Here is a 19242-nt window from a genome sequence, read left to right on the forward strand (position 1 = left end):
ATCCTGCTGGTGCCGAGGGTGACCGTCGAATCGCGCTCCGTCAACCGTGCTGCACCGCTGATCCGCGCTGCAGGTCACGATTTCGTTGCTGGATCGCGCGATCGGCACTCGAACCGTTGAAGCGCCTTCCCAATGGTCCGAGCCCGTGCCACTATCGGCCGCACCGATCCCCCCCGACCCCCGGAGGTACCTCGCCGTGGACGCCGAGCTGCAGTGGGTGGACGGCGCGCGCCGGGCCCCGCTCGCCGGCGACGCCGCCCCTCGGCACGAGGTCGTCGACCCTGCCAGCGGTCGCGCGGTGGCGGTCGGTGGGCTGGCCGGGCCGGCCGACGTCGACGCCGCGGTCGAGGCGGCCACCCGGGCGCAGCGCGAGTGGGGCGCGGCGCCGCCGGCCGAGCGCAGCACGGTGATGCACCGCTGGGCGGTCGAGCTGGAGGCGGTCGCCGACGAGCTGGCCCGCGCCGAGACCTCGCAGACCGGCAAGCCGATCCGGCTCTCGCGCGAGTTCGACGTGCCGGGCACCATCGACAACACCGCCTTCTTCGCCGGTGCCGCGCGGCTGCTGGAGGGCCGGGCTGCGGGGGAGTACAGCGCCGACCACACCTCGGTGGTGCGCCGCGAGCCGCTGGGCGTCGTCGGGTCGATCGCGCCCTGGAACTACCCGCTGCAGATGGCTGCCTGGAAGGTGCTGCCCGCGGTGGCGGCCGGCGACGCCATCGTGCTGAAGCCCAGCGAGCTGACGCCGCTGACCGCGCTGCTGATGGCCGAGGCCGGTGCCCGGGCCGGGCTGCCGGCGGGCGTGCTGAACGTCGTCACCGGCGCCGGGCCGGACGTCGGCGAGCACCTGGTCGCGCACCCCGGCGTCGCGATGGTGTCGTTCACCGGCAGCTCGGCGGTGGGGCGGCGGGTCATGTCGCTCGCTGCGGGCAGCGCGAAGCGGGTGCACCTCGAGCTCGGCGGCAAGGCGCCGTTCGTGGTGTTCGACGACGCCGACCTGGAGGCGGCCGTGCACGGGGCCGTGGCGGGTGCGCTCATCAACACCGGCCAGGACTGCACGGCGGCGACCCGGGCGATCGTGCACCGCTCGCTGCACGACGACTTCGTGGCCGGCGTCGCCGACCTGATGCGCGCCGTCCGGCTGGGCGACCCGCTCGACGACGACACCGACCAGGGTCCGTTGATCAGCCGGGTGCACCAGGGGCGGGTGGCGGCGCACGTCGAGCGGGCCCGCGCCGAGGGCGCGAAGGTGGTCTGCGGCGGTGCGGCTCCCGGTGGTGCGCTGGCGGCCGGCGCCTACTACGAGCCCACCCTGGTCGCGGGCATCGACCGCACCGCGTCGATCTGGCGCGACGAGGTGTTCGGGCCGGTGCTGTGCGTGGTGCCGTTCGACGACGACGACACCGCGATCGAGCTGGCGAACGACACCGAGTACGGCCTCGCCGCCTCGGCCTGGACGCGCGACGTCGTCCGCGCCGGCCGTGCCACCCGCGAGATCCAGGCCGGGTGCGTCTGGGTCAACGACCACATCCCGATCATCAGCGAGATGCCGCACGGCGGCGTCAAGGCGTCCGGCTTCGGCAAGGACATGAGCGCCTACTCGCTGGAGGAGTACACGAGCGTCAAGCACGTGATGACCGACCTCACCGGCACCGCCCGCAAGCCCTGGCACCGCACGGTGTTCACCGACCGCACCACCACCCCCGTCGACTCGTCCGAGGAGCCCGCGTGACCCGACGCCCACCGCAGGACCCGCTGGTGCGCCAGCTCGCGGCGCTGGGCCGCGGCGCCACCAGCCGTCGTGCGTTCCTCGCCGGGCTCGGGGGAGCCGGCGCAGCCGCGGCCCTCGCCGCCTGCGCGCCGCCCACCCCGCCGGTGGGCGGGGCGGTGCAGGTGAAGCTGCCGCAGGACCTCTCGGAGACCGAGAAGATCGTGAAGTGGGCGAACTGGACGGCCTACCTCGACTACGACGACGACACCAAGAAGTACCCGACGCTCGAGGCCTTCACCAAGGAGACGGGCATCCGCGTCGACTACTCCGAGGACGTCGACGACAACGACAGCTACTTCAGCAAGATCGCGCCGCAGCTGCGCAACGGGCAGGACATCCAGCGCGACATCTTCGTCTTCACCGACTGGATGGCGAACCGGGTCATCCAGCAGGGGCTGTGCCAGCCGCTCGAGCTCATCCAGATGCCGCACGCGGGCAACCTGCTGCCGACCCTCAAGGACGTCGGCTTCGACCCCGGCCGCGAGCACTCGCTGACCTGGCAGAGCGGCTTCGCCGGCATCGGGTACGACAAGTCGAAGGTCGGCCGCGAGCTGAAGTCGCTCGACGACCTGTGGGCGCCCGACCTCAAGGGCAAGATCACGGTGCTCAGCGAGTTCCGCGACACCCTCGGCCTGATCATGAAGCAGCAGGGCGCCGACCCCGGCGGCGACTTCACCGACGCGCAGTTCACGTCGGCGATCGACGAGGTCGACAAGCGCGTGCGCGACGGCAACATCCGCCGCATCAAGGGGAACAGCTACCTGCAGGACCTGCAGAGCGGCAACGCGATCGCCGGCATCGTCTGGAGCGGCGACCTGTTCGTGCTGCGCGCCGAGACCGAGAACCCGAACTGGGAGTTCGTCATCCCCGACTCGGGCGGCATGTTGTGGTCCGACAACATGATGATCCCCATCACCTCGCGGCACCGGCGCAACGCCGAGCGGGTCATGGACTACTACTACGAGCCGGAGGTCGCGGCCGAGGTGGCGGCGTACGTCAACTACGTCTGCCCGGTCGAGGGCGCGCAGGCCGAGATGGAGAAGATCGACGCCGAGCTCGCCAAGAGCCCGTTCATCTTCCCGGACGCGGACTTCCTGAAGAACGTGTCGGTGTTCAAGGCGCTCGACTCCGAGCGCGATGCCCGGTACAGCGAGGAGTGGTCGAAGGTGATCGGGAACTGATGGCCAGGGCATCCGAGGTGCGAGGCGCCACCGGCGACCTGACGCTCGAGCACGTCACCAAGACCTTCGGTGACTTCACCGCGGTCGACGACCTGTCGCTGCAGGTGCCGCGCGGGTCGTTCTTCGCGCTGCTCGGCCCGTCGGGCTGCGGCAAGACCACGACGCTGCGCATGGTCGCGGGGCTCGAGCAGCCGACGTCCGGCCGGGTCGGCATCGGTGGCACCGACCTGACCGGCACCCGGCCCTACCAGCGGCCGGTCAACACCGTCTTCCAGAGCTACGCGCTGTTCCCGCACCTCGACGTGCACGAGAACGTCGCGTTCGGGCTGCGCCGCCGCAAGGAGCCGGACGCCGCGGCCCGCGCGACGCAGGCCCTCGAGCTGGTGCAGCTGGCCCACGTCGCCCGCCGCAAGCCGGCGCAGCTGTCCGGCGGCCAGCAGCAGCGCGTGGCCCTGGCCCGCGCGGTGGTGAACCGGCCCGAGGTGCTGCTGCTCGACGAGCCGCTCGGCGCGCTCGACCTCAAGCTGCGCCGGCAGATGCAGGTCGAGCTGAAGCAGATCCAGGTGGAGGTCGGCCTGACGTTCATCCACGTCACGCACGACCAGGAGGAGGCCATGACGATGGCCGACACCGTGGCCGTCATGAACCACGGGCGCATCGAGCAGATGGGCCCGCCCGCCGAGCTGTACGAGCAGCCCGCCACCGCCTTCGTCGCGAACTTCCTCGGCCAGTCGAACCTGGTGCGCGGCACCGTGGTCGAGCGCTCGGGCGACGTGCTGGGCGTCGACGTCGCGGGCGGCCGGGTGCACGTGCCGGCCGGCCGCAGCCCGGTCGGCGAGGGCGAGGTCGTGGTCGGCGTCCGGCCCGAGAAGGTGTCGCTGCTCGCGGCCGGCGACGAGCCGCCGTCCGGTGCGAACGTCGTCGGCCCCGGCACGGTCGTCGACGCCTCCTTCTTCGGCGTCAGCACGCAGTACCTGGTGCGGGTGCCCGGCGTCGGCCTGCTCACGGTGTTCTCGCAGAACACCGGGCTCGGGGCGCTGGCCCGCCGCGGCGACGAGGTGCGCCTGTGCTGGGACCCCCAGCACACCTTCGGGCTGCGCGGCGACGAGGACCTGCACGCCGGCGTCGACCCCGACCTGGTGCCCGGCAGCGGCAGCGGTGACGCCGGTGCGGTGGCCGCACCCGTGACGCCGGCCGAGGTGGCGCGCGACGCCACGGCCGACGCCGAGCGGCACGGCGAGCCGGTCGACACGACCGGGACCCGCGCGTGACCGCCGTCGCCGCCGGCACCACCGGGCACGCGCCCGGCGTCGGCGACAAGGTCACCCCGCCGCCCCCGCAGGAGCAGCGCAACCGCTGGCTGCCGTACCTGCTGCTGCTGCCAGGGCTGGCCTGGCTGACGATCTTCTTCGTCGCACCGCTGGTGCAGCTGTTCACGGTGTCGCTGCAGTCGCAGTACCCCGGCTTCCCGGGCTTCTACTACCGCGACCTGAACTTCGGCAACTACGTCGACGCCATCACGCAGTTCGCCCCGCACTTCGGCCGGTCGCTGCTCTACGCGGCGCTCGCCACGTTCTTCGCGTTCTGCCTGGCCTACCCGCTGGCCTACACGATCGCGTTCAAGGCCGGCCGGTGGCGCGGGGTGATGCTCATCTGCATCGTGGCGCCGTTCTTCACCTCGTTCATCCTGCGCACCATCGCCTGGCGGCAGATCCTCGCGGACGACGGCTGGGTGGCGCACTCGCTGAAGTTCCTGCACCTGGTGCCCAGCGGGCACATCACCGAGACGTGGATGGCGGTCGTCGCCGGCATCACCTACAACTTCGTGCCGTTCATGACGCTGCCGATCTACGCCAGCCTCGAGCGGGTCGACCCGCGGATGATCGAGGCCGGCGGCGACCTGTACGCCAGCGGCTTCACCACGTTCCGCAAGGTGACGTTCCCGCTCAGCCTGCCCGGCGTGGTGGCCGGCACCCTGCTGACGTTCATCCCGGCGGCCGGCGACTACGTGAACGCCGAGCTGCTCGGCTCCGACCGCGGCACCAAGATGGTCGGCAACGTCATCGACAGCCAGTTCTTCCGGGTGCTGAACGGGTTCCCGGTGGCGGCCGCGCTGTCGTTCACCCTGATGGCGCTCATCCTGCTGCTGGTGTTCCTGTACATCCGCAGGGCCGGCACCGAGGAGCTGGTGTGACCGCCGCGCGCGCGTGGTTCGGGCGGCGCGTCGTCGCGATCGTCGCCGTGCTGGTGCTGGTCTACCTGTTCGTGCCGGTGGCCTACACGTTCGTGTTCTCGTTCAACAACTACAAGCGGTCGAACATCAGCTGGAACCCCGAGGGCAGCCCGACCCTGCGCTACTGGGAGAACCCCTGCGGCGCACCGGGTGTGTGCGGCGCGCTGGCGAACAGCCTGAAGATCGGCCTCATCGCCACCGTCGTCGCCACCGTGCTCGGCACGCTCATCGCGTTCGCCCTGGTGCGTCACCGGTTCCGCGGCCGCTCGACCACGAACATCCTGATCTTCCTGCCGATGGCCACGCCCGAGGTCGTCATGGGCGCCAGCCTGCTGACGCTCTTCGTGCAGGGGTTCGCGCGGGTCGGCCTGAAGCTCGGCTTCTGGACGATCGTCATCGCGCACATCATGTTCTGCCTCAGCTTCGTCGTGGTGACGGTGAAGGCGCGCGTGCAGAGCCTCGACCCGAGGCTGGAGGAGGCCGCGATGGACCTCTACGCCAGCGAGCGGACGACGTTCACCCGGGTGACCCTGCCCCTGGTGGCTCCCGGCATCGTGGCGGCGGCCCTGCTGTCGTTCTCGCTGTCGTTCGACGACTTCATCATCACGAACTTCGTGTCGGGTGACACGACGACGTTCCCGAAGTTCGTCTACGTGTCGTACCTGCGCGGCATCCCCGCGCAGGCCAACGTGATCGGCTTCTCGATGTTCCTCCTCGCCGTGCTGCTCGTCGTCGCCGGCCAGGTCATCGGGAGCCGGCGCCGAGCGAGATGAGCCTGCCGTGAGCGGCATCCACGTCGAGGGTGCGAGCTCGACGCCGTACTGGCTCGACACCCCCGACCGGCCGGCCCCGCGCCCGGCGCTGGTGGGCGACGTCGACGTCGACCTGCTGGTGATCGGCGGCGGCTTCACCGGGCTGTGGGCCGCGCTGCTGGCGCTGGAGGAGCAGCCCGGCGCCGACGTCGTGCTGCTCGAGGGGCACCGCATCGGCTGGGCGGCCACCGGTCGCAACGGCGGCTTCTGCGCCGCGAGCCTGACGCACGGGCTGGCGAACGGCGTCGAGCGGTGGCCGGACGAGATGCCGCTGCTGACCCGGCTGGGCCAGGAGAACCTGGACGCCATCGAGGACGCCGTGCGCCGGTACGGGATCGACTGCGCGTTCGACCGGGCCGGCGAGCTCGACGTCGCGGTCGAGCCGTGGCAGCTCGACGGGCTGCGCGAGGACCACGAGGTCGCGACGTCGCTCGGCCTGCGGCACCGGCTGCTCGACGCCGCGCAGACCCGCGCCCTCGCCGACTCCCCGACGTACCTCGGTGGCCTCTACGACCCGGACGGCGTCGCGACCCTCGACCCGGCCCGGCTGGCGTGGGGTCTGGCCGACGCGGTCGAGCGGCTGGGGGGCCGGCTGCACGAGCAGACCCGCGTCACCGGCCTGCTCGACCTCGGCGACGTCGTGGCGGTGCGGACGACGTCCGGCACGGTGCGTGCCCGCCGGGTGGTGCTCGGCACGAACGTGTTCCCGTCGCCGGTGCGGCGGCTGCGCCAGTACGTCGTGCCGGTGTGGGACCACGTGCTGGTGACCGAGCCGCTCGGCGCCGACGTCCTCGACGCGCTGTCGTGGCCGCGCGGCTACGGCATCGGCGACGCCGGCAACCAGTTCCACTACTACCGGCGCACCGCCGACGACCGCCTGCTGTGGGGCGGGTACGACGCGCTCTACTACTTCGGCAACGACATGAGCGGACGACGAGCCCGCAACGCCCGCACCGAGCGGGTGCTCGCCGACCACCTGCTGCAGACGTTCCCGCAGCTCGACGGCGTCCGCATCACCCACGCCTGGGGCGGCGCCATCGACACCTGCTCGCGGTTCAGCGCGTTCTGGGCGACGTCGCACGGCGGGCGGGTGGCGGCGGTCAACGGCTACACCGGGCTCGGGGTGGGGGCCACGCGCTTCGGCGCCCAGGTCTGCCTCGACCTGCTGGCCGGCCGCGAGAACGAGCGGACGTCGCTGGAGATGGTGCGCAGCAAGCCGATCCCGTTCCCGCCCGAGCCGTTCCGCTGGGCCGGCATCGAGCTGACCCGCCGCGCCATCGCCCGCGCCGACCGGCGTCAGGGCCGGCGGGGCGTCTGGTTGAAGGCGCTCGACAAGGCGGGCCTGGGCTTCGACAGCTGATCGGCCGGGTCAGTCACGCGCTGCACCGGTCGTGCTCGGTCAGCAGCGCCTCGGCAGCGCGCACCGCCGCCGGCAGGTCCTGGCCGGCCACCGGGCGGCCCAGCAGGTAGCCCTGCGCGTAGCCGCACCCGAGCGCGTCGAGCCGGTCGAGCTGCGCGAACGTCTCGACGCCCTCGGCGATGCACTCGGCCCGCACCGCCCGAGCCAGCGAGACGACGCTCGCCACGATCGCGTCGTCGTCACCGTCGCGGCCCACGTCGGCCACGAACTGCCGGTCGATCTTCAGCGCGGCGACGGAGTACCGCTTGATGTACAGCAACGAGCTGAAGCCCGTGCCGAAGTCGTCGATGGCCACCCTGGCCCCGAGGTCGTGGATCTGCTCGAAGGCCAGCTGCGCCAGCTCGGCGTCCTCGAGCACCGACGACTCGGTGACCTCGACCAGCAGGCGGTCGGGCGGCAGCCCGCTGCCCTCGAGCGCATGCCGGATGCCCGGGATCACGTCGCTGTGGCCGATCTGCCTCGCGGAGAAGTTGACGGCCACGCGCAGGTCGAGGCCGACCGCTGCCCAGGCGGCCCCCTGGCGGCAGGCCTCCTCGAGCACCCAGGCGCCGAGCGGGACGATCAACCCGGTGGCCTCGGCCACCGGGATGAAGGTGTCCGGCATGCGCAGACCGTCGGGGTGGTGCCAGCGCACGAGCGCCTCGACCCCCACCACCGTCCGCGTCCGGAGGTCGACGACCGGCTGGTAGTGCACGGCGAGCTCCCCGCCGGCGATGCCCCGCACGAGGTCGGCCTCGATCCGTCGCCGGCTGGCGCTCTGCTCGCGCAGGTCGTCGGTGCAGCGGCGCGGACCCTGTCTGCCCCGGCTCTTGGCGTCGTGCATGGCCGCGTCCGCGTCGAGCAGCAGGTCGTCGCCCCGCTGCGGGTGGCGCCCGACCGCGTACCCCACGCTGGCGGTGATCCGCACGCTGCCTCCGGTGAGCTCGAACGGGTCGCGGAACGCCTCGGCCACCCGCTGCGCCAGCTGCTCGGCCTCGTCGCCGGGCGCCACGTCCGGCCAGACCACGACGAACTCGTCGCCGGCGAAGCGGGCCAGGGTGTCGTCCGGGCGCAGCAGGCCCCGCAGCCGTGACGCGAGCGCCTGCAGCAGCTCGTCGCCGGCCGGGTGGCCGAGGGCGTCGTTGACCAGCTGGAAGCGGTCGACGTCCAGGAAGGCCACGGCGACGCTCGCGCCGGTTCGTCCCGCGCGCACCAGCGCCTGCTCCATGCGGTCGGCCAGCAGCAGCCGGTTCGGCAGACCGGTCAGCGCGTCGTGCAGGGTGAGGTGCCTCAGCGCCCTCCGCGCGCTCTTCATGGCCGTCACGTCCACGTGCGAAACGACGGCCCCGTCATCCGACAGCGGGTTGACGCGCACGCTGAACCAGCGGTCGCCGGTCGGCCCCGGACAGAGGTACTCCAGCTCGAAACGGCCGGCCGTCCCGTCGAGCACCGACCCGATGCCGGCCGCCACCGCGCGCGCGACCGGTTCGTCGCCGCCTGCCGCCTCGCAGACCTCGAGGTAGCTGACCCCGATCCCGCTGCGAGCCGGACGCCCCCCGCCGCGCCGGGTCTCCTCGCGCCAGGCGCGGTTGACCGCGGTGATGCGGCCGGCGCGGTCGACCGCGCAGGTGGCGGCCTCCATGGCGTCGAGCAGGCTCAGCGCCAGCCGCTCGGACGTGCGCGGGTCCGCCGCCGGTGCGACCTGGGTCGGCCCGGGCGCGACGGGTCGGGTCGTCGGGGTGGTGGGCAGCATCGTGGGCCTCTCGCCGCGTGCCGACCTGGCACGCGCGTACCCACGTCCGCCGGGAGAGGCGTGGCTCCCGGGCGGTGTCCTCGGCCGGGGTACCCCCGACTGTACGGGGCGGGGGCGCTCACGTACAGGGGTCTTCCGATCACGCACAGTTGCAGACCGAAGCACCCGGGTCCGCACGCCTGCACGCACCACCTGACGACGACCTGCACGGACGCGGACTCGAGGCCCCGGCCGACGCCGGACGCCGGCTCACGGCCCTGACACATCGTCCGGCCGTCGTGCGGGTTCGGCGACAGGCTGTGGTCTCGGGGTGCGATCCCGGTGGGCCACAGTGGTGGCATGACCACCAGCAGCAGCCCAGCCCGCATCACGCACTGGATCGACGGCAAGCCGTTCGGCGGCAGCAGCGAGCGCGCCGGTGACGTCTTCGACCCGGCGACCGGGCAGGTGACCGGCCGGGTCGACCTGGCCGACGTCGCGACCGTCGACCTCGCGGTGGCCGGCGCGGCGACGGCCGCGGAGGCGTGGGGCGAGGCGTCCCTGGCGGTGCGCACGCGGGTGCTGTTCCGGTTCCGCGAGCTGCTCGACGCGCACAAGGGCGAGGTCGCGGCGGCCATCACCGCCGAGCACGGCAAGGTGCTGAGCGACGCCGAGGGCGAGGTGACCCGCGGCCTCGAGGTGGTCGAGTTCGCCTGCGGCATCCCGCACCTGCTCAAGGGCGGCTACAGCGAGAACGTCTCGACGAAGGTCGACGTCTACTCGATCCGGCAGCCGCTCGGCGTGGTCGCCGTGATCAGCCCGTTCAACTTCCCGGCGATGGTGCCGCTGTGGTTCCTGCCGGTGGCGATCGCCTGCGGCAACGCGGTGGTGCTGAAGCCCAGCGAGAAGGACCCGTCGGCGTCGCTGCTCGTCGCCCGGCTGTGGGCCGAGGCGGGGCTGCCGGAGGGCGTGCTGCAGGTCGTGCACGGCGACAAGGTGGCCGTCGACCGGCTGCTCGAGCACCCCGACGTCGCCTCGGTGTCGTTCGTCGGCTCGACGCCGATCGCGCGCTACGTCTACGAGACCGGCACCCGCAACGGCAAGCGGGTGCAGGCGCTCGGCGGGGCGAAGAACCACATGGTCGTGCTGCCGGACGCCGACCTCGACCTGGCCGCCGACGCCGCGGTGAACGCCGGGTTCGGGTCGGCGGGGGAGCGGTGCATGGCGATCTCGGCGCTCGTGGCGGTCGAGCCGGTCGCCGACGAGCTGGTCGCCAAGATCGCCGAGCGCGTGGCGACGCTGCGCACCGGCGACGGCCGCCGCGGCTGCGACATGGGCCCGCTGGTGACGAAGCAGCACCGCGACAAGGTGGCCGGGTACGTCGCGGCCGGCAGCGAGGCGGGGGCCGACCTCGTCGTCGACGGCCGCGAGCAGGAGTTCGACGGCGCCGCCGAGGGCTTCTGGCTCGGGCCGACGCTGCTCGACAGGGTGACCCCCGACATGAGCGTCTACACCGACGAGATCTTCGGCCCGGTGCTGTCGGTGCTGCGCGTGGCGTCGTACGACGAGGCCCTCGAGCTGGTGAACGCCAACCCGTACGGCAACGGCACCGCGATCTTCACCAACGACGGCGGCGCCGCCCGGCGCTTCCAGCACGAGGTGCAGGTCGGCATGATCGGCGTCAACGTGCCGATCCCGGTGCCGATGGCCTACTACTCGTTCGGCGGGTGGAAGTCGTCGCTGTTCGGCGACAGCCACGCGCACGGCGCCGAGGGCGTGCACTTCTTTACCCGCGGCAAGGTCGTCACCAGCCGCTGGCTCGACCCGAGCCACGGCGGGCTCAACCTGGGCTTCCCGCAGAACGCCTGACCCGGGTTACGGGACGACGACCAGCTTGCCGACCACGGTGCCGTCCTCCATCGCCTCGTGGGCGGCGGCGATCTCGTCGAGCGCGTACACCCGCCCGACGGGCACCACGGCCGTGCCGGCGGCGACGGCGTCGAGGAACCCCTGCAGCACCACGGCCGGCAGGTCGCTCGCGTCGCCCGCGTAGGCGGTGAGCCGCACGGCGTTCGGGATGACGTCGATCGGGTAGAAGTCCGGCAGCACCCACTGGTTCGACAGCATGCCGGTGAAGCAGGCGGTGCCGTGCGGGCGCACGGCGCGCAGGGTGTCGCGCAGCGTGGGCGCACCCACGAGCTCGAGCGCACCGTCGACGCCTTCCGGCAGCACCGCCCGCACCTGGTCGGCGACGTCGCCGTCGTCGACCAGCACGTGGTCGACCCCGACGTCGTGCAGCGCACCGGCCCGTGCGGCGCTGCGCGTCGTGGCCAGCACCGTGACGCCCCGCTGCTTCGCCAGCACCGCCGCCGCGAGCCCGACCGACGACGTCCCGCCGCGCACCAGCAGGCTGCCGCCGTCCGGCACGTCGATCGCCGCCAACGAGCCGTTGGCGGTCTGCAGCATCTCCGGCACGGCACCCAGCACCGACCACTCGAGGTCGCTGCGGAAGGGCACCACCTGCGACACGGGTACGCACGCGTACTCGGCGTAGCCACCGTCGAAGGTGCGGCCCATCCCGCCCATCATCGCGGCGACCTGCTGGCCCGGCGCCAGCTCGCCGCCGGGGCAGGCCGCCACCACACCGGTGGTCTCGATGCCGAGCACCCGCGGGAACACGACGCCCTCCGCCAGCCCGAGCCGGGTGTGCAGCTCGGAGCGGTTCAGGCCGCTGGCGCGCACGCGGATCAGCACCTGGCCGGGCCGAGGCACGGGCACCGGCAGCTCGCGCAGCTGCAGGGCGTCGGCCGGGCCGGGCCCGTCCAGGACGACGGCGCGCATGGTGGTGGGCGTCGTGGAAGCAGGCACGTCAGTGCTCCTTCTGGGCGGCCCGCAGCCGCCGGACGGTGGTGTGCAGCTGGGCGAGGGGGCGCGCGGGCAGCACGTCGCCGACGCGTGCGCGCAGCTCGGCGTCGACCACCTCCGCCGCGCGTGCCAGGACGTCGGCCCCCGGCGGGGTGAGCTCGACGACGGACGAGCGGCGGTCGTCGGGGTGCGCACGTCGCGCGACGTGGCCGGCCGCCTCGAGGCGGTCGACCACCTTGCTGGCACCGCCGACGGTGATCGACAGCTGCCGGGCGACGTCGAGCACCCGGCACGACGGCGTGCGGCCGATCACCCGCAGGGTGTCGTACCCACCCGCCCCGAGGTCGGTCTCCGCCCGCAGGCGCCGGTCGACGGCGTCCCACAGCTCGGTCTCGAGGCGGACGAGGTCGCTGAAGAGCTCGCCGAGATCGGTCACGCCGGGGTCAACCGGCAGCGTGCTAGATGCATTCCACGGAATCTGCTTCCGTGGAAACGGGTCAGCGGTGCTCGACCGCCGTGTCAGCCGGCAGCTCGACGACCTCGCGGTCCTCGCCGACGGTCGGCTGGTCCTTCATCCGCCCGCGGCGGTGGTCCCACAGGTCGCGCGAGATGACCTGGATCATGCCGGCGACCGGGATGGCGAGCAGGGCCCCGAGGATGCCGGCCAGCTCGACCGCCACCAGGATGGCGACGAGCACCGCCAGCGGGTTGAGCTTCACCGTGCGCGCCAGGATGAGCGGCTGCAGCAGGTGGTTCTCCAGCTGCTGGTAGAGCACGAAGAAGATCGCCACCACGACGAACGACGGCACCGAGTCGACCAGCGCGGCGAGGCAGGCGACCACCGCGCCGAGCGTCGCGCCGATCAGCGGGATCAGGTCGGCGACTGCCACGAACAAGGCGATGAGCCCGGCGAACGGGATGCCGACGATCTTCAGCGTCGCATAGGTCAGGACGCCGCAGATGACGCTGATGAGCAGGTTGCCCGAGATGTAGCCGGTGATCGAGCCGGCGCAGTCGCTGCCGACCCGGCGCACCCGCTCGGCGGTGCGCGGGTTCATCAGGTGCAGCAGGCCGTCGACGACCTTCGGACCCTCGAGCACCATGAGGTACGCCAGCACGAAGATCGTGACCACGCCGGCCACGCCGGTCGCGACCCCGCGCAGCACGCCCGCGGCCGGGGTCGTGAGGTTCTGGGCGATCGACCGGATCTGCTCCTGGTGGGTCTGCACGTACTGCAGGGCGTTCGTCCGCTCGAGCAGGTCGCCGATCGGACCGCGGCCGGCGCGGGCGTCGTCGATCGTCTGCGGCAGCTGGGCGGCGAACTGGGTGCCCTCGCGGGCCAGCGGCACGGCGAACGCGGTCGCCAGGCCGGCGATCACGAGCAGCACCACGAGGAAGACGACCAGCGTCGCCACCGACCGACGCGCCCAGCGCACGTGCCGCTCGATCCAGCTCACCACCGGGTACAGCGCCACCGTGAAGAACGCGGCCACCACGAGCCAGACGACGGTGCGCCGGGCCTCGTAGAGCAGGCCGATGGCGAGCAGGGTGCCGAGCACCATCGCGATGGTGGTGGCGATGGTGCGCACGGGCACCGGCCGGTCGCGAGCCGGGACGAGGTCGGTCATGCCTCCAGCCTGCGGGCGGGGCGGCGACCGCGCCCGGTGGACGCCGACCCAGTCAGGCGAGTCGGTCGGGTCAGGCGGGGCGGGCGGGGTCGAGCAGGGCGCGTGCGCGGTCGGGCCCGATGGCCAGCAGCAGGGTGGGCAGCCGGGGACCGGTGTCGCGGCCGGTGAGCAGCTCGTAGACCAGCACGAACAGCTCGCGCTGGGCGGTGCGCAGCTCGGGCGTCGGCTTCTTCAGGTCGAGGGGCAGGCCGAGTCGCTGCTTCGGGACGCCGTAGACCAGGTCGGTGAGCGCGTCGAGCGTCCAGTCCCCGCCGAGCGCGTCGAACCCGGCGACGAGCAGCCGCAGCGACTCGCGCTCGTCGTCGGTGAGCGCGGCCAGCCGCTCGGCGTCCGGGGTCTCGCGCACGCGGGTGCGGTCGGCCTCGTCGGCGTACTCCTCGACCCAGGCGCGGGCGCGGTCGAGGCGGGGGCGCGCGGCGTCGAGGTCGGCGACCGGCTCCTCGGGCGCCATGTCGCGCAGGATCCGCAGCACCTGCTCGTCACGGCCTCCGGTGACGTCGAGCACCGAGGCCAGCGACCGGAACGGGAACGGGCGCGGCGTCTGCGTCAGCTCGCGCTCGGCGGTGCGCACCGAGCGGGCCTGCGTCGCGGTCTCCCACGGGGTCGCCCTGCCGCCGGCCAGCTTGCGGCCCAGCGCGTCCCACTCGTCGTAGAGCCGGCCGACCTCGTGGTCGAGCGACACCGTGATCGCCTGGTTCGGCTTGCGGCGGGTGTAGAGCCAGCGCAGCACCGGCGCCTCGACGACGTGCAGCGCGTCGAGCGGCGTCGCGGCGCCACCTCTGCTGCTGCTCATCTTCGCGGTGCCGGGCGCGCCGACGAACGAGTAGGCGAGGTACTCGGGCGGCAGCCCGCCGAACACCTCGCGGACGATCTGCGAGCCCACCGTGTAGCTGGAGTTGGGGGCCGAGTGGTCGACGCCGCCGGCCTCGAACGTCACCCGCTCGAACGCCCAGCGCATCGGCCAGTCGACCTTCCACACCAGCTTGCCGGGCGACTCCTCACCCAGGGCGAACGAGCCGGCGTGGTCGAAGGCGCAGGTCCAGCGCAGCTCGGTGCTCGCCGGGTCGTAGCCGACGACGGTGGTGCTGTCGCGGCCGCACACGGCGCAGAACGGCTTGTACGGAAAGTAGTCGCGGCCGGTCGACGCGTCGTCCGAGCCGTCGGGCTCGCCGCCGTCCGGCCCCTTGGTGCGGTAGCGGCCGAGCACCGCGTCGATGTCGGCGCGGTGCGCCATCGCGTGCAGCACCTGCTCGCGGTAGGCCATCGAGGTGTACATCTGCGTCTGGCTGATCTCGTCGACGACGACGCCCAGCTCGTGCAGCGCCGCCCGCAGCGGCTCCTTGAAGTGCTCGGCCCACGACGCGTGCTGCCCGCACGGGTCGGGCACGGCGGTCAGCGGCCGGCCGATGTGCTCGGCGAACGACTCGGGGACGCCGGCCGGCACCTTGCGCAGGCGGTCGAAGTCGTCCCACGACAGCACGTGCCGGGCCTCGACGCCGCGGCGGCGCACCTCGTCGGCGACCAGGTGCGGCGTCATCAGCTCGCGGAGGTTGCCCAGGTGCACCGGTCCGGACGGCGAGATGCCCGACGCGCACACCACCGGCGTGCCGCGCCGCTCGGCCTCGGCGACGACCCGGTCGGCCTCCTCGGCGACCCAGTCACCCTGCACACCCTGCGACACGCCCACGCCCTCCGTCGAAGCCACGAGGCGTCAGGATACGGGTGCGCCGCCGGCCAGCTCGTCGCGGTACGACGGCCACGACCCGGCGGCCGTGGTGGTCGTGGTGGCCGCGAGCACCGCGTGCACCACGGCCCGGGTGACGACGTCGCCGGCCGCGGCGAGCAGCTCGTGCAGCTCGGCCGCGTCGGGCTCGGGCCGGGCCCCGGTGGCCAGCGCGAACGCTGTGTCGCCGTCGACCATGGTGTGCACCGGGTCGATCGCCCGCGCGAGCCCGTCGTGCGCGATGCCGGCGACCTTCGCGCAGCGCGCCTTGTCGAGCGCCAGGTCGGTGCCGACGACGACCAGCGTGGTCGCCAGCGCCTGCCCCGCCGAGGGTCGCTGCAGCTCGCGGCGCAGCGCCGCCACCCTGGCCAGGTGCCCGGCGAGCGCGCCCTCCCGCACCGCCGGCGCGGGCTCGCCGGGCAGCAGGTGCCGCTCGCCCCACAGCCGTCCGGTGCGCGGGTCGAGCACCGACCCCGCGGCGTTCACCACCACCAGCGCTGCGACCGTCGCGCCGCCGCCGAGCACCGCCGACGCCGACCCGACGCCGCCTTTCAGCCCGCCCGCCACGGCACCGGTGCCGGCACCGACGCAACCTTGGTCGACGGGCCCGGAACCGTTGCGGGACAACGCGTCCAGCACCGCCGCGGTGCCCTCCGCCGGGCCGGGCCGGTGGGCGACGTCACCGCCGCGCGCCAGGTCGAACACCACGGCGGCCGGCACGATCGGCACCACGACGCCGGGACCCACCGGCAGGCCGGTACCCCGCCGCTCGAGCTCGGCCAGCACGCCGTCCGCCGCCGCCAGCCCGAACGCGCTGCCGCCGGTGAGGGTGATCGCGTGCACCCGCTGCACCGCGTTGCGCGGGTCGAGCAGATCGGTCTCGCGGGTGCCGGGCCCGCCGCCGCGCACGTCGACGCCGGCCACCACGCCGTCCGGCAGCAGGTCGGGGTCGGCCGCCACGACCGTGGTGCCGGTCAGCCACCCGACGCCGTCGCGGGTGGCGTGGCCCACCCGCAGCCCCGCGACGTCCGTCAGCGAGTCGGTCGGCCCGGCGCGCAGCACGCCGTGCCTAGGCGCCCGGTCGGGCGAAGAGCTCGGTGGCGCACTCGCGGAAGGCGTCGGTGTGCTGCTGCACGTCGGCAGGCGTCGTGGCCGGGCTCATCAGCGCCATGTTGTGGAACGGGGTGAGCAGCAGGCCGCGGTTCAGGGCGTGCAGGTGCAGGTGCTGCTGCAGCGCGAAGTCGTCGGACGCCGCGGCCTCGGCGCCGTCGTGCGGCGCGGTGGGCGAGAAGGCGTACTCGGCGCGGCAGCCCAGGCGCGTCACGTGCCAGGGCGCACCGGTCTCGTCGAGCACCTGCTGCACGCCGTCGGTCCACTCGACCGCGCGGGCCTCCATGTGCGCGAACGCGTCGTCGGTGAGCACCTCGGTCAGCGTGGCGGCCACCGCGGCGAGCGACAGCGCGTTGCCGGCGAGCGTGCCGCCGATGCCGCCGAGGTCGACGTCCTCGAGCTCGACCGACGCGAGCAGCCGCCGCGACAGGTCGGCGCGCAGCCCGAACGCCCCGGCCGGGACGCCACCGCCGATGGTCTTGCCGACCACCACGACGTCGGGGTCGAGGCCCCAGGCCGCGGTGCAGCCGCCGGGCCCGGCGCACAGCGTGTGCGTCTCGTCGAGCACCAGCAGCGTGCCGTGCTCGGCGGTGAGCCGGCGCAGCGCGGCGAGGTAGCCGTCGTCGGGCAGCACGATGCCGATGTTGGTCATCGCCGGCTCGAGCAGGGCGCACGCGACGTCCTCGCGGGCCAGCGCCGCCTCCAGCGCCTCGACGTCGTTGAACGGCACCACGACGGTCGTCTCGGACGGCGGCACCGGGGCGCCGATGTTGCCGCGCCGCGCCACCACCTCGCCGCCGTCGAGCGTGGCGAAGGTCTCGTCGACGCTGCCGTGGTAGCAGAAGTCGACGACCAGCACCTTGGGCCGCCCGGTGAGGTGCCGCGCGTAGCGGATGACGTGCCGGTTGGCGTCGGTCGCCGACAGCGTGAACTGCCACTGCGGCAGGCCGAACCGACGCGACAGCTCACCGGCGGCGACCGACGCGTCGGCGGTCGGCAGCATCGCGGTGATGCCGCGGCCGACCTGCTCGCGCACGCGTGCCACGGTCGCGGCGGGGGAGTGGCCGGTCATGGCGCCGGTGTCGCCGAGGCACAGGTCGACGTGGTCGACGCCGTCGGCGCAGGTGAAGTGCGCACCCTCGGCGCGGTCGACGTAGAGCGGGAACGGCCCGGGCCACTTCACCATCCACGACATCGGCACACCACCGTGCAGGTGCTCGTGCGCGGCCTCGGACAGCTCGCGGCACCTGGGGTGCGCGGCGACGAACCGCTCGACCTCGCGGTCGTAGAGGCGTTGCAGCACAACGGGATCGACGCCGGTCGTCGCCGTGGCGGTCACCCCGCCACCGCCTCGGCGAGCACGTCGAGCGCCTCGGTGAGCAGGTCCTCGCCGATCACCAGCGGGGGCAGCAGCCGCAGCACGTTGCCGTAGGTGCCGCAGGTCAGCGTGACGACGCCGGCGGCGTGGCAGGCGGCGCTGATGCGGGCGGCCTCGGCGGCGTCCGGCTCGGTGGTGCCGGGCTGCACGACCTCGATCGCGACCATCGCGCCGCGTCCGCGCACCTCGCCGATCTGCGGGTTGCCACCGGCGATCTGGTGCAGCCGCTCGGTCATCAGCTCGCCGAGCCGGGCGGCCCGGCCGGGCAGGTCGTCGTCCTCGAGCGACTCGATGGCGCCGAGCGCCGCGGCGCAGGCGATCGGGTTGCCGCCGTAGGTGCCGCCGAGGCCGCCGGCGTGCACGGCGTCCATCAGCTCGGCGCGCCCGGTGACGGCGGCGAGCGGCAGACCCCCGGCGATGCCCTTGGCGGTGGTGATGAGGTCGGGCACCACGCCCTCGTGCTCGCAGGCGAACATCGCGCCGGTGCGCCCGAAGCCCGTCTGGATCTCGTCGGCCACGAACACCACGCCGTTCGCGGTGCACCAGGCGGCGATCGCCGGCAGGAACCCGTCGGCCGGCACCACGAAGCCGCCCTCGCCCTGCACCGGCTCGATCACCACGCAGGCCACGGCGTCGGCGCCGACCTGCTTCTCGATGACGCCGATCGCCCGGGCCGCCGCCTCGGCGCCGCTGATCGGGGCCGGCTCGCGGTAGGGGTAGCTCATCGGCGCGCGGTAGACCTCGCCGGCGAACGGCCCGAACCCGTGCTTGTAGGGCATCGACTTCGCGGTCATGGCCATCGTGAGGTTCGTGCGGCCGTGGTAGGCGTGGTCGAACACCACGACGGCGTCGCGCCTGGTGGCCGCGCGGGCGATCTTCACCGCGTTCTCCACCGCCTCGGCGCCGGAGTTGAACAGCGCCGACTTCTTCGCGTGGTCGCCCGGGGTCAGGCGGGCCAGCGCCTCGCAGACCTCCACGTACCCGGCGTACGGCGTGACCATGAAGCAGGTGTGGGTGAAGGCGGCGACCTGCTGCTGCACCCGCTCGACGACGCGGGGGTTGGCGTTGCCGACGTTCACCACCGCGATGCCCGAGCCGAGGTCGACCAGCGAGTTGCCGTCGACGTCGACGACCACGCCGCCGCCCGCGCGCTCGACGTAGACCGGCAGGGTGCTGCCGACGCCGGCCGCGACGGCGGCGGTGCGTCGGGCGTGCAGCTCGCGCGAGCGCGGCCCCGGCACCTCGGTGACCAGCCGGCGTACCTGCTCGACGCCGTTCACCCTCGGGGTCGGCGCGCTCTGCAACGTGGTGGTGTCGCTCATGCGCGCACGATAACCGCGCCCGGGCCGGGGT

At 73.5% G+C, this 19242-nt stretch carries 15 protein-coding genes; 7 read left to right on the plus strand and 8 right to left on the minus strand.

Annotated elements, in window-relative coordinates; genetic code table 11:
* The first annotated feature begins 217 nt into the window (after positions 1-217).
* The 6 genes from ACYVI6_RS01155 to ACYVI6_RS01180 are packed head-to-tail and all read left to right on the plus strand — an operon-like array spanning position 218 to position 7354.
* A complete protein-coding gene (locus ACYVI6_RS01155) occupies positions 218-1729 on the plus strand; it encodes an aminobutyraldehyde dehydrogenase (protein WP_460444634.1) in 1512 nt (503 codons plus the stop codon).
* The gene (locus tag ACYVI6_RS01160; protein WP_460444608.1) at positions 1726-2949 is read left to right on the plus strand and encodes an ABC transporter substrate-binding protein; all 1224 of its coding nucleotides are present in this window, start codon (positions 1726-1728) and stop codon (positions 2947-2949) included. Before ACYVI6_RS01155 ends, ACYVI6_RS01160 begins: the two co-directional genes overlap by 4 nt.
* Positions 2949-4220: an ABC transporter ATP-binding protein gene (locus tag ACYVI6_RS01165; RefSeq protein WP_460444609.1), complete on the plus strand. Its 1272-nt coding sequence runs from the start codon at positions 2949-2951 to the stop codon at positions 4218-4220. The genes ACYVI6_RS01160 and ACYVI6_RS01165 overlap by 1 nt, the downstream gene beginning before the upstream one ends.
* Entirely contained in the window at positions 4217-5143 is a 927-nt protein-coding gene (locus ACYVI6_RS01170) for an ABC transporter permease (protein ID WP_460444610.1), read from the plus strand. Before ACYVI6_RS01165 ends, ACYVI6_RS01170 begins: the two co-directional genes overlap by 4 nt.
* Positions 5140-5955, plus strand: a complete 816-nt coding sequence (locus tag ACYVI6_RS01175; protein ID WP_460444611.1) for an ABC transporter permease — start codon at positions 5140-5142, stop codon at positions 5953-5955. The genes ACYVI6_RS01170 and ACYVI6_RS01175 overlap by 4 nt, the downstream gene beginning before the upstream one ends.
* 7 nt (positions 5956-5962) lie before the next feature.
* Entirely contained in the window at positions 5963-7354 is a 1392-nt protein-coding gene (locus tag ACYVI6_RS01180; RefSeq protein ID WP_460444612.1) for an NAD(P)/FAD-dependent oxidoreductase, read from the plus strand.
* 13 nt (positions 7355-7367) lie between these two features.
* Here ACYVI6_RS01180 and ACYVI6_RS01185 read toward each other — a convergent pair whose 3' ends face one another.
* Positions 7368-9146 carry a putative bifunctional diguanylate cyclase/phosphodiesterase gene (locus ACYVI6_RS01185; protein WP_460444613.1) on the minus strand — a complete coding sequence of 593 codons (1779 nt, stop codon included), beginning with the start codon at positions 9144-9146 and terminating at the stop codon, positions 7368-7370.
* A gap of 339 nt (positions 9147-9485) precedes the next feature.
* Between ACYVI6_RS01185 and ACYVI6_RS01190 the strand changes: the two genes are divergently transcribed.
* Positions 9486-10994: a CoA-acylating methylmalonate-semialdehyde dehydrogenase gene (locus tag ACYVI6_RS01190; protein WP_460444614.1), complete on the plus strand. Its 1509-nt coding sequence runs from the start codon at positions 9486-9488 to the stop codon at positions 10992-10994.
* A gap of 6 nt (positions 10995-11000) precedes the next feature.
* Here the strand turns inward: ACYVI6_RS01190 and ACYVI6_RS01195 are convergent, their stop codons facing one another.
* From ACYVI6_RS01195 to gabT, 7 genes are all read right to left on the minus strand, one after another.
* Positions 11001-11966, minus strand: coding sequence for a zinc-binding alcohol dehydrogenase family protein (locus ACYVI6_RS01195; RefSeq protein ID WP_460444635.1), 966 nt, complete (start codon positions 11964-11966; stop codon positions 11001-11003).
* 28 nt (positions 11967-11994) lie between these two features.
* Positions 11995-12426 (minus strand): MarR family winged helix-turn-helix transcriptional regulator, encoded by a 432-nt coding sequence (locus ACYVI6_RS01200; RefSeq protein WP_460444615.1) that lies wholly within the window; start codon positions 12424-12426, stop codon positions 11995-11997.
* 61 nt (positions 12427-12487) lie between these two features.
* Positions 12488-13618 (minus strand): AI-2E family transporter, encoded by a 1131-nt coding sequence (locus tag ACYVI6_RS01205; protein WP_460444616.1) that lies wholly within the window; start codon positions 13616-13618, stop codon positions 12488-12490.
* Between the two features lie 70 nt (positions 13619-13688).
* Positions 13689-15383, minus strand: coding sequence for a lysine--tRNA ligase (lysS, locus tag ACYVI6_RS01210; protein WP_460444617.1), 1695 nt, complete (start codon positions 15381-15383; stop codon positions 13689-13691).
* Between the two features lie 6 nt (positions 15384-15389).
* Positions 15390-16460: a P1 family peptidase gene (locus tag ACYVI6_RS01215; protein WP_460444636.1), complete on the minus strand. Its 1071-nt coding sequence runs from the start codon at positions 16458-16460 to the stop codon at positions 15390-15392.
* Between the two features lie 10 nt (positions 16461-16470).
* Complete coding sequence (locus ACYVI6_RS01220; protein ID WP_460444618.1) at positions 16471-17850, minus strand: transaminase; 1380 nt, start codon at positions 17848-17850, stop codon at positions 16471-16473.
* Positions 17847-19211, minus strand: coding sequence for a 4-aminobutyrate--2-oxoglutarate transaminase (gene gabT, locus ACYVI6_RS01225; RefSeq protein WP_460444619.1), 1365 nt, complete (start codon positions 19209-19211; stop codon positions 17847-17849). The genes ACYVI6_RS01220 and gabT overlap by 4 nt, the downstream gene beginning before the upstream one ends.
* Positions 19212-19242 lie beyond the last annotated feature (31 nt).

This window comes from Angustibacter aerolatus (genome assembly GCF_054776675.1).

Excerpts from the sequence above, each read along its gene's own strand:
- gabT (WP_460444619.1), bottom strand. The coding sequence starts at position 19,211 with ATGAGCGACACCACCACGTTGCAGAGCGCGCCGACCCCGAGGGTGAAC.
- ACYVI6_RS01195 (WP_460444635.1), bottom strand. The coding sequence starts at position 11,966 with ATGCGCGCCGTCGTCCTGGACGGGCCCGGCCCGGCCGACGCCCTGCAG.
- ACYVI6_RS01185 (WP_460444613.1), bottom strand. The coding sequence starts at position 9,146 with ATGCTGCCCACCACCCCGACGACCCGACCCGTCGCGCCCGGGCCGACC.
- ACYVI6_RS01165 (WP_460444609.1), top strand. The coding sequence starts at position 2,949 with ATGGCCAGGGCATCCGAGGTGCGAGGCGCCACCGGCGACCTGACGCTC.
- ACYVI6_RS01190 (WP_460444614.1), top strand. The coding sequence starts at position 9,486 with ATGACCACCAGCAGCAGCCCAGCCCGCATCACGCACTGGATCGACGGC.
- ACYVI6_RS01205 (WP_460444616.1), bottom strand. The coding sequence starts at position 13,618 with ATGACCGACCTCGTCCCGGCTCGCGACCGGCCGGTGCCCGTGCGCACC.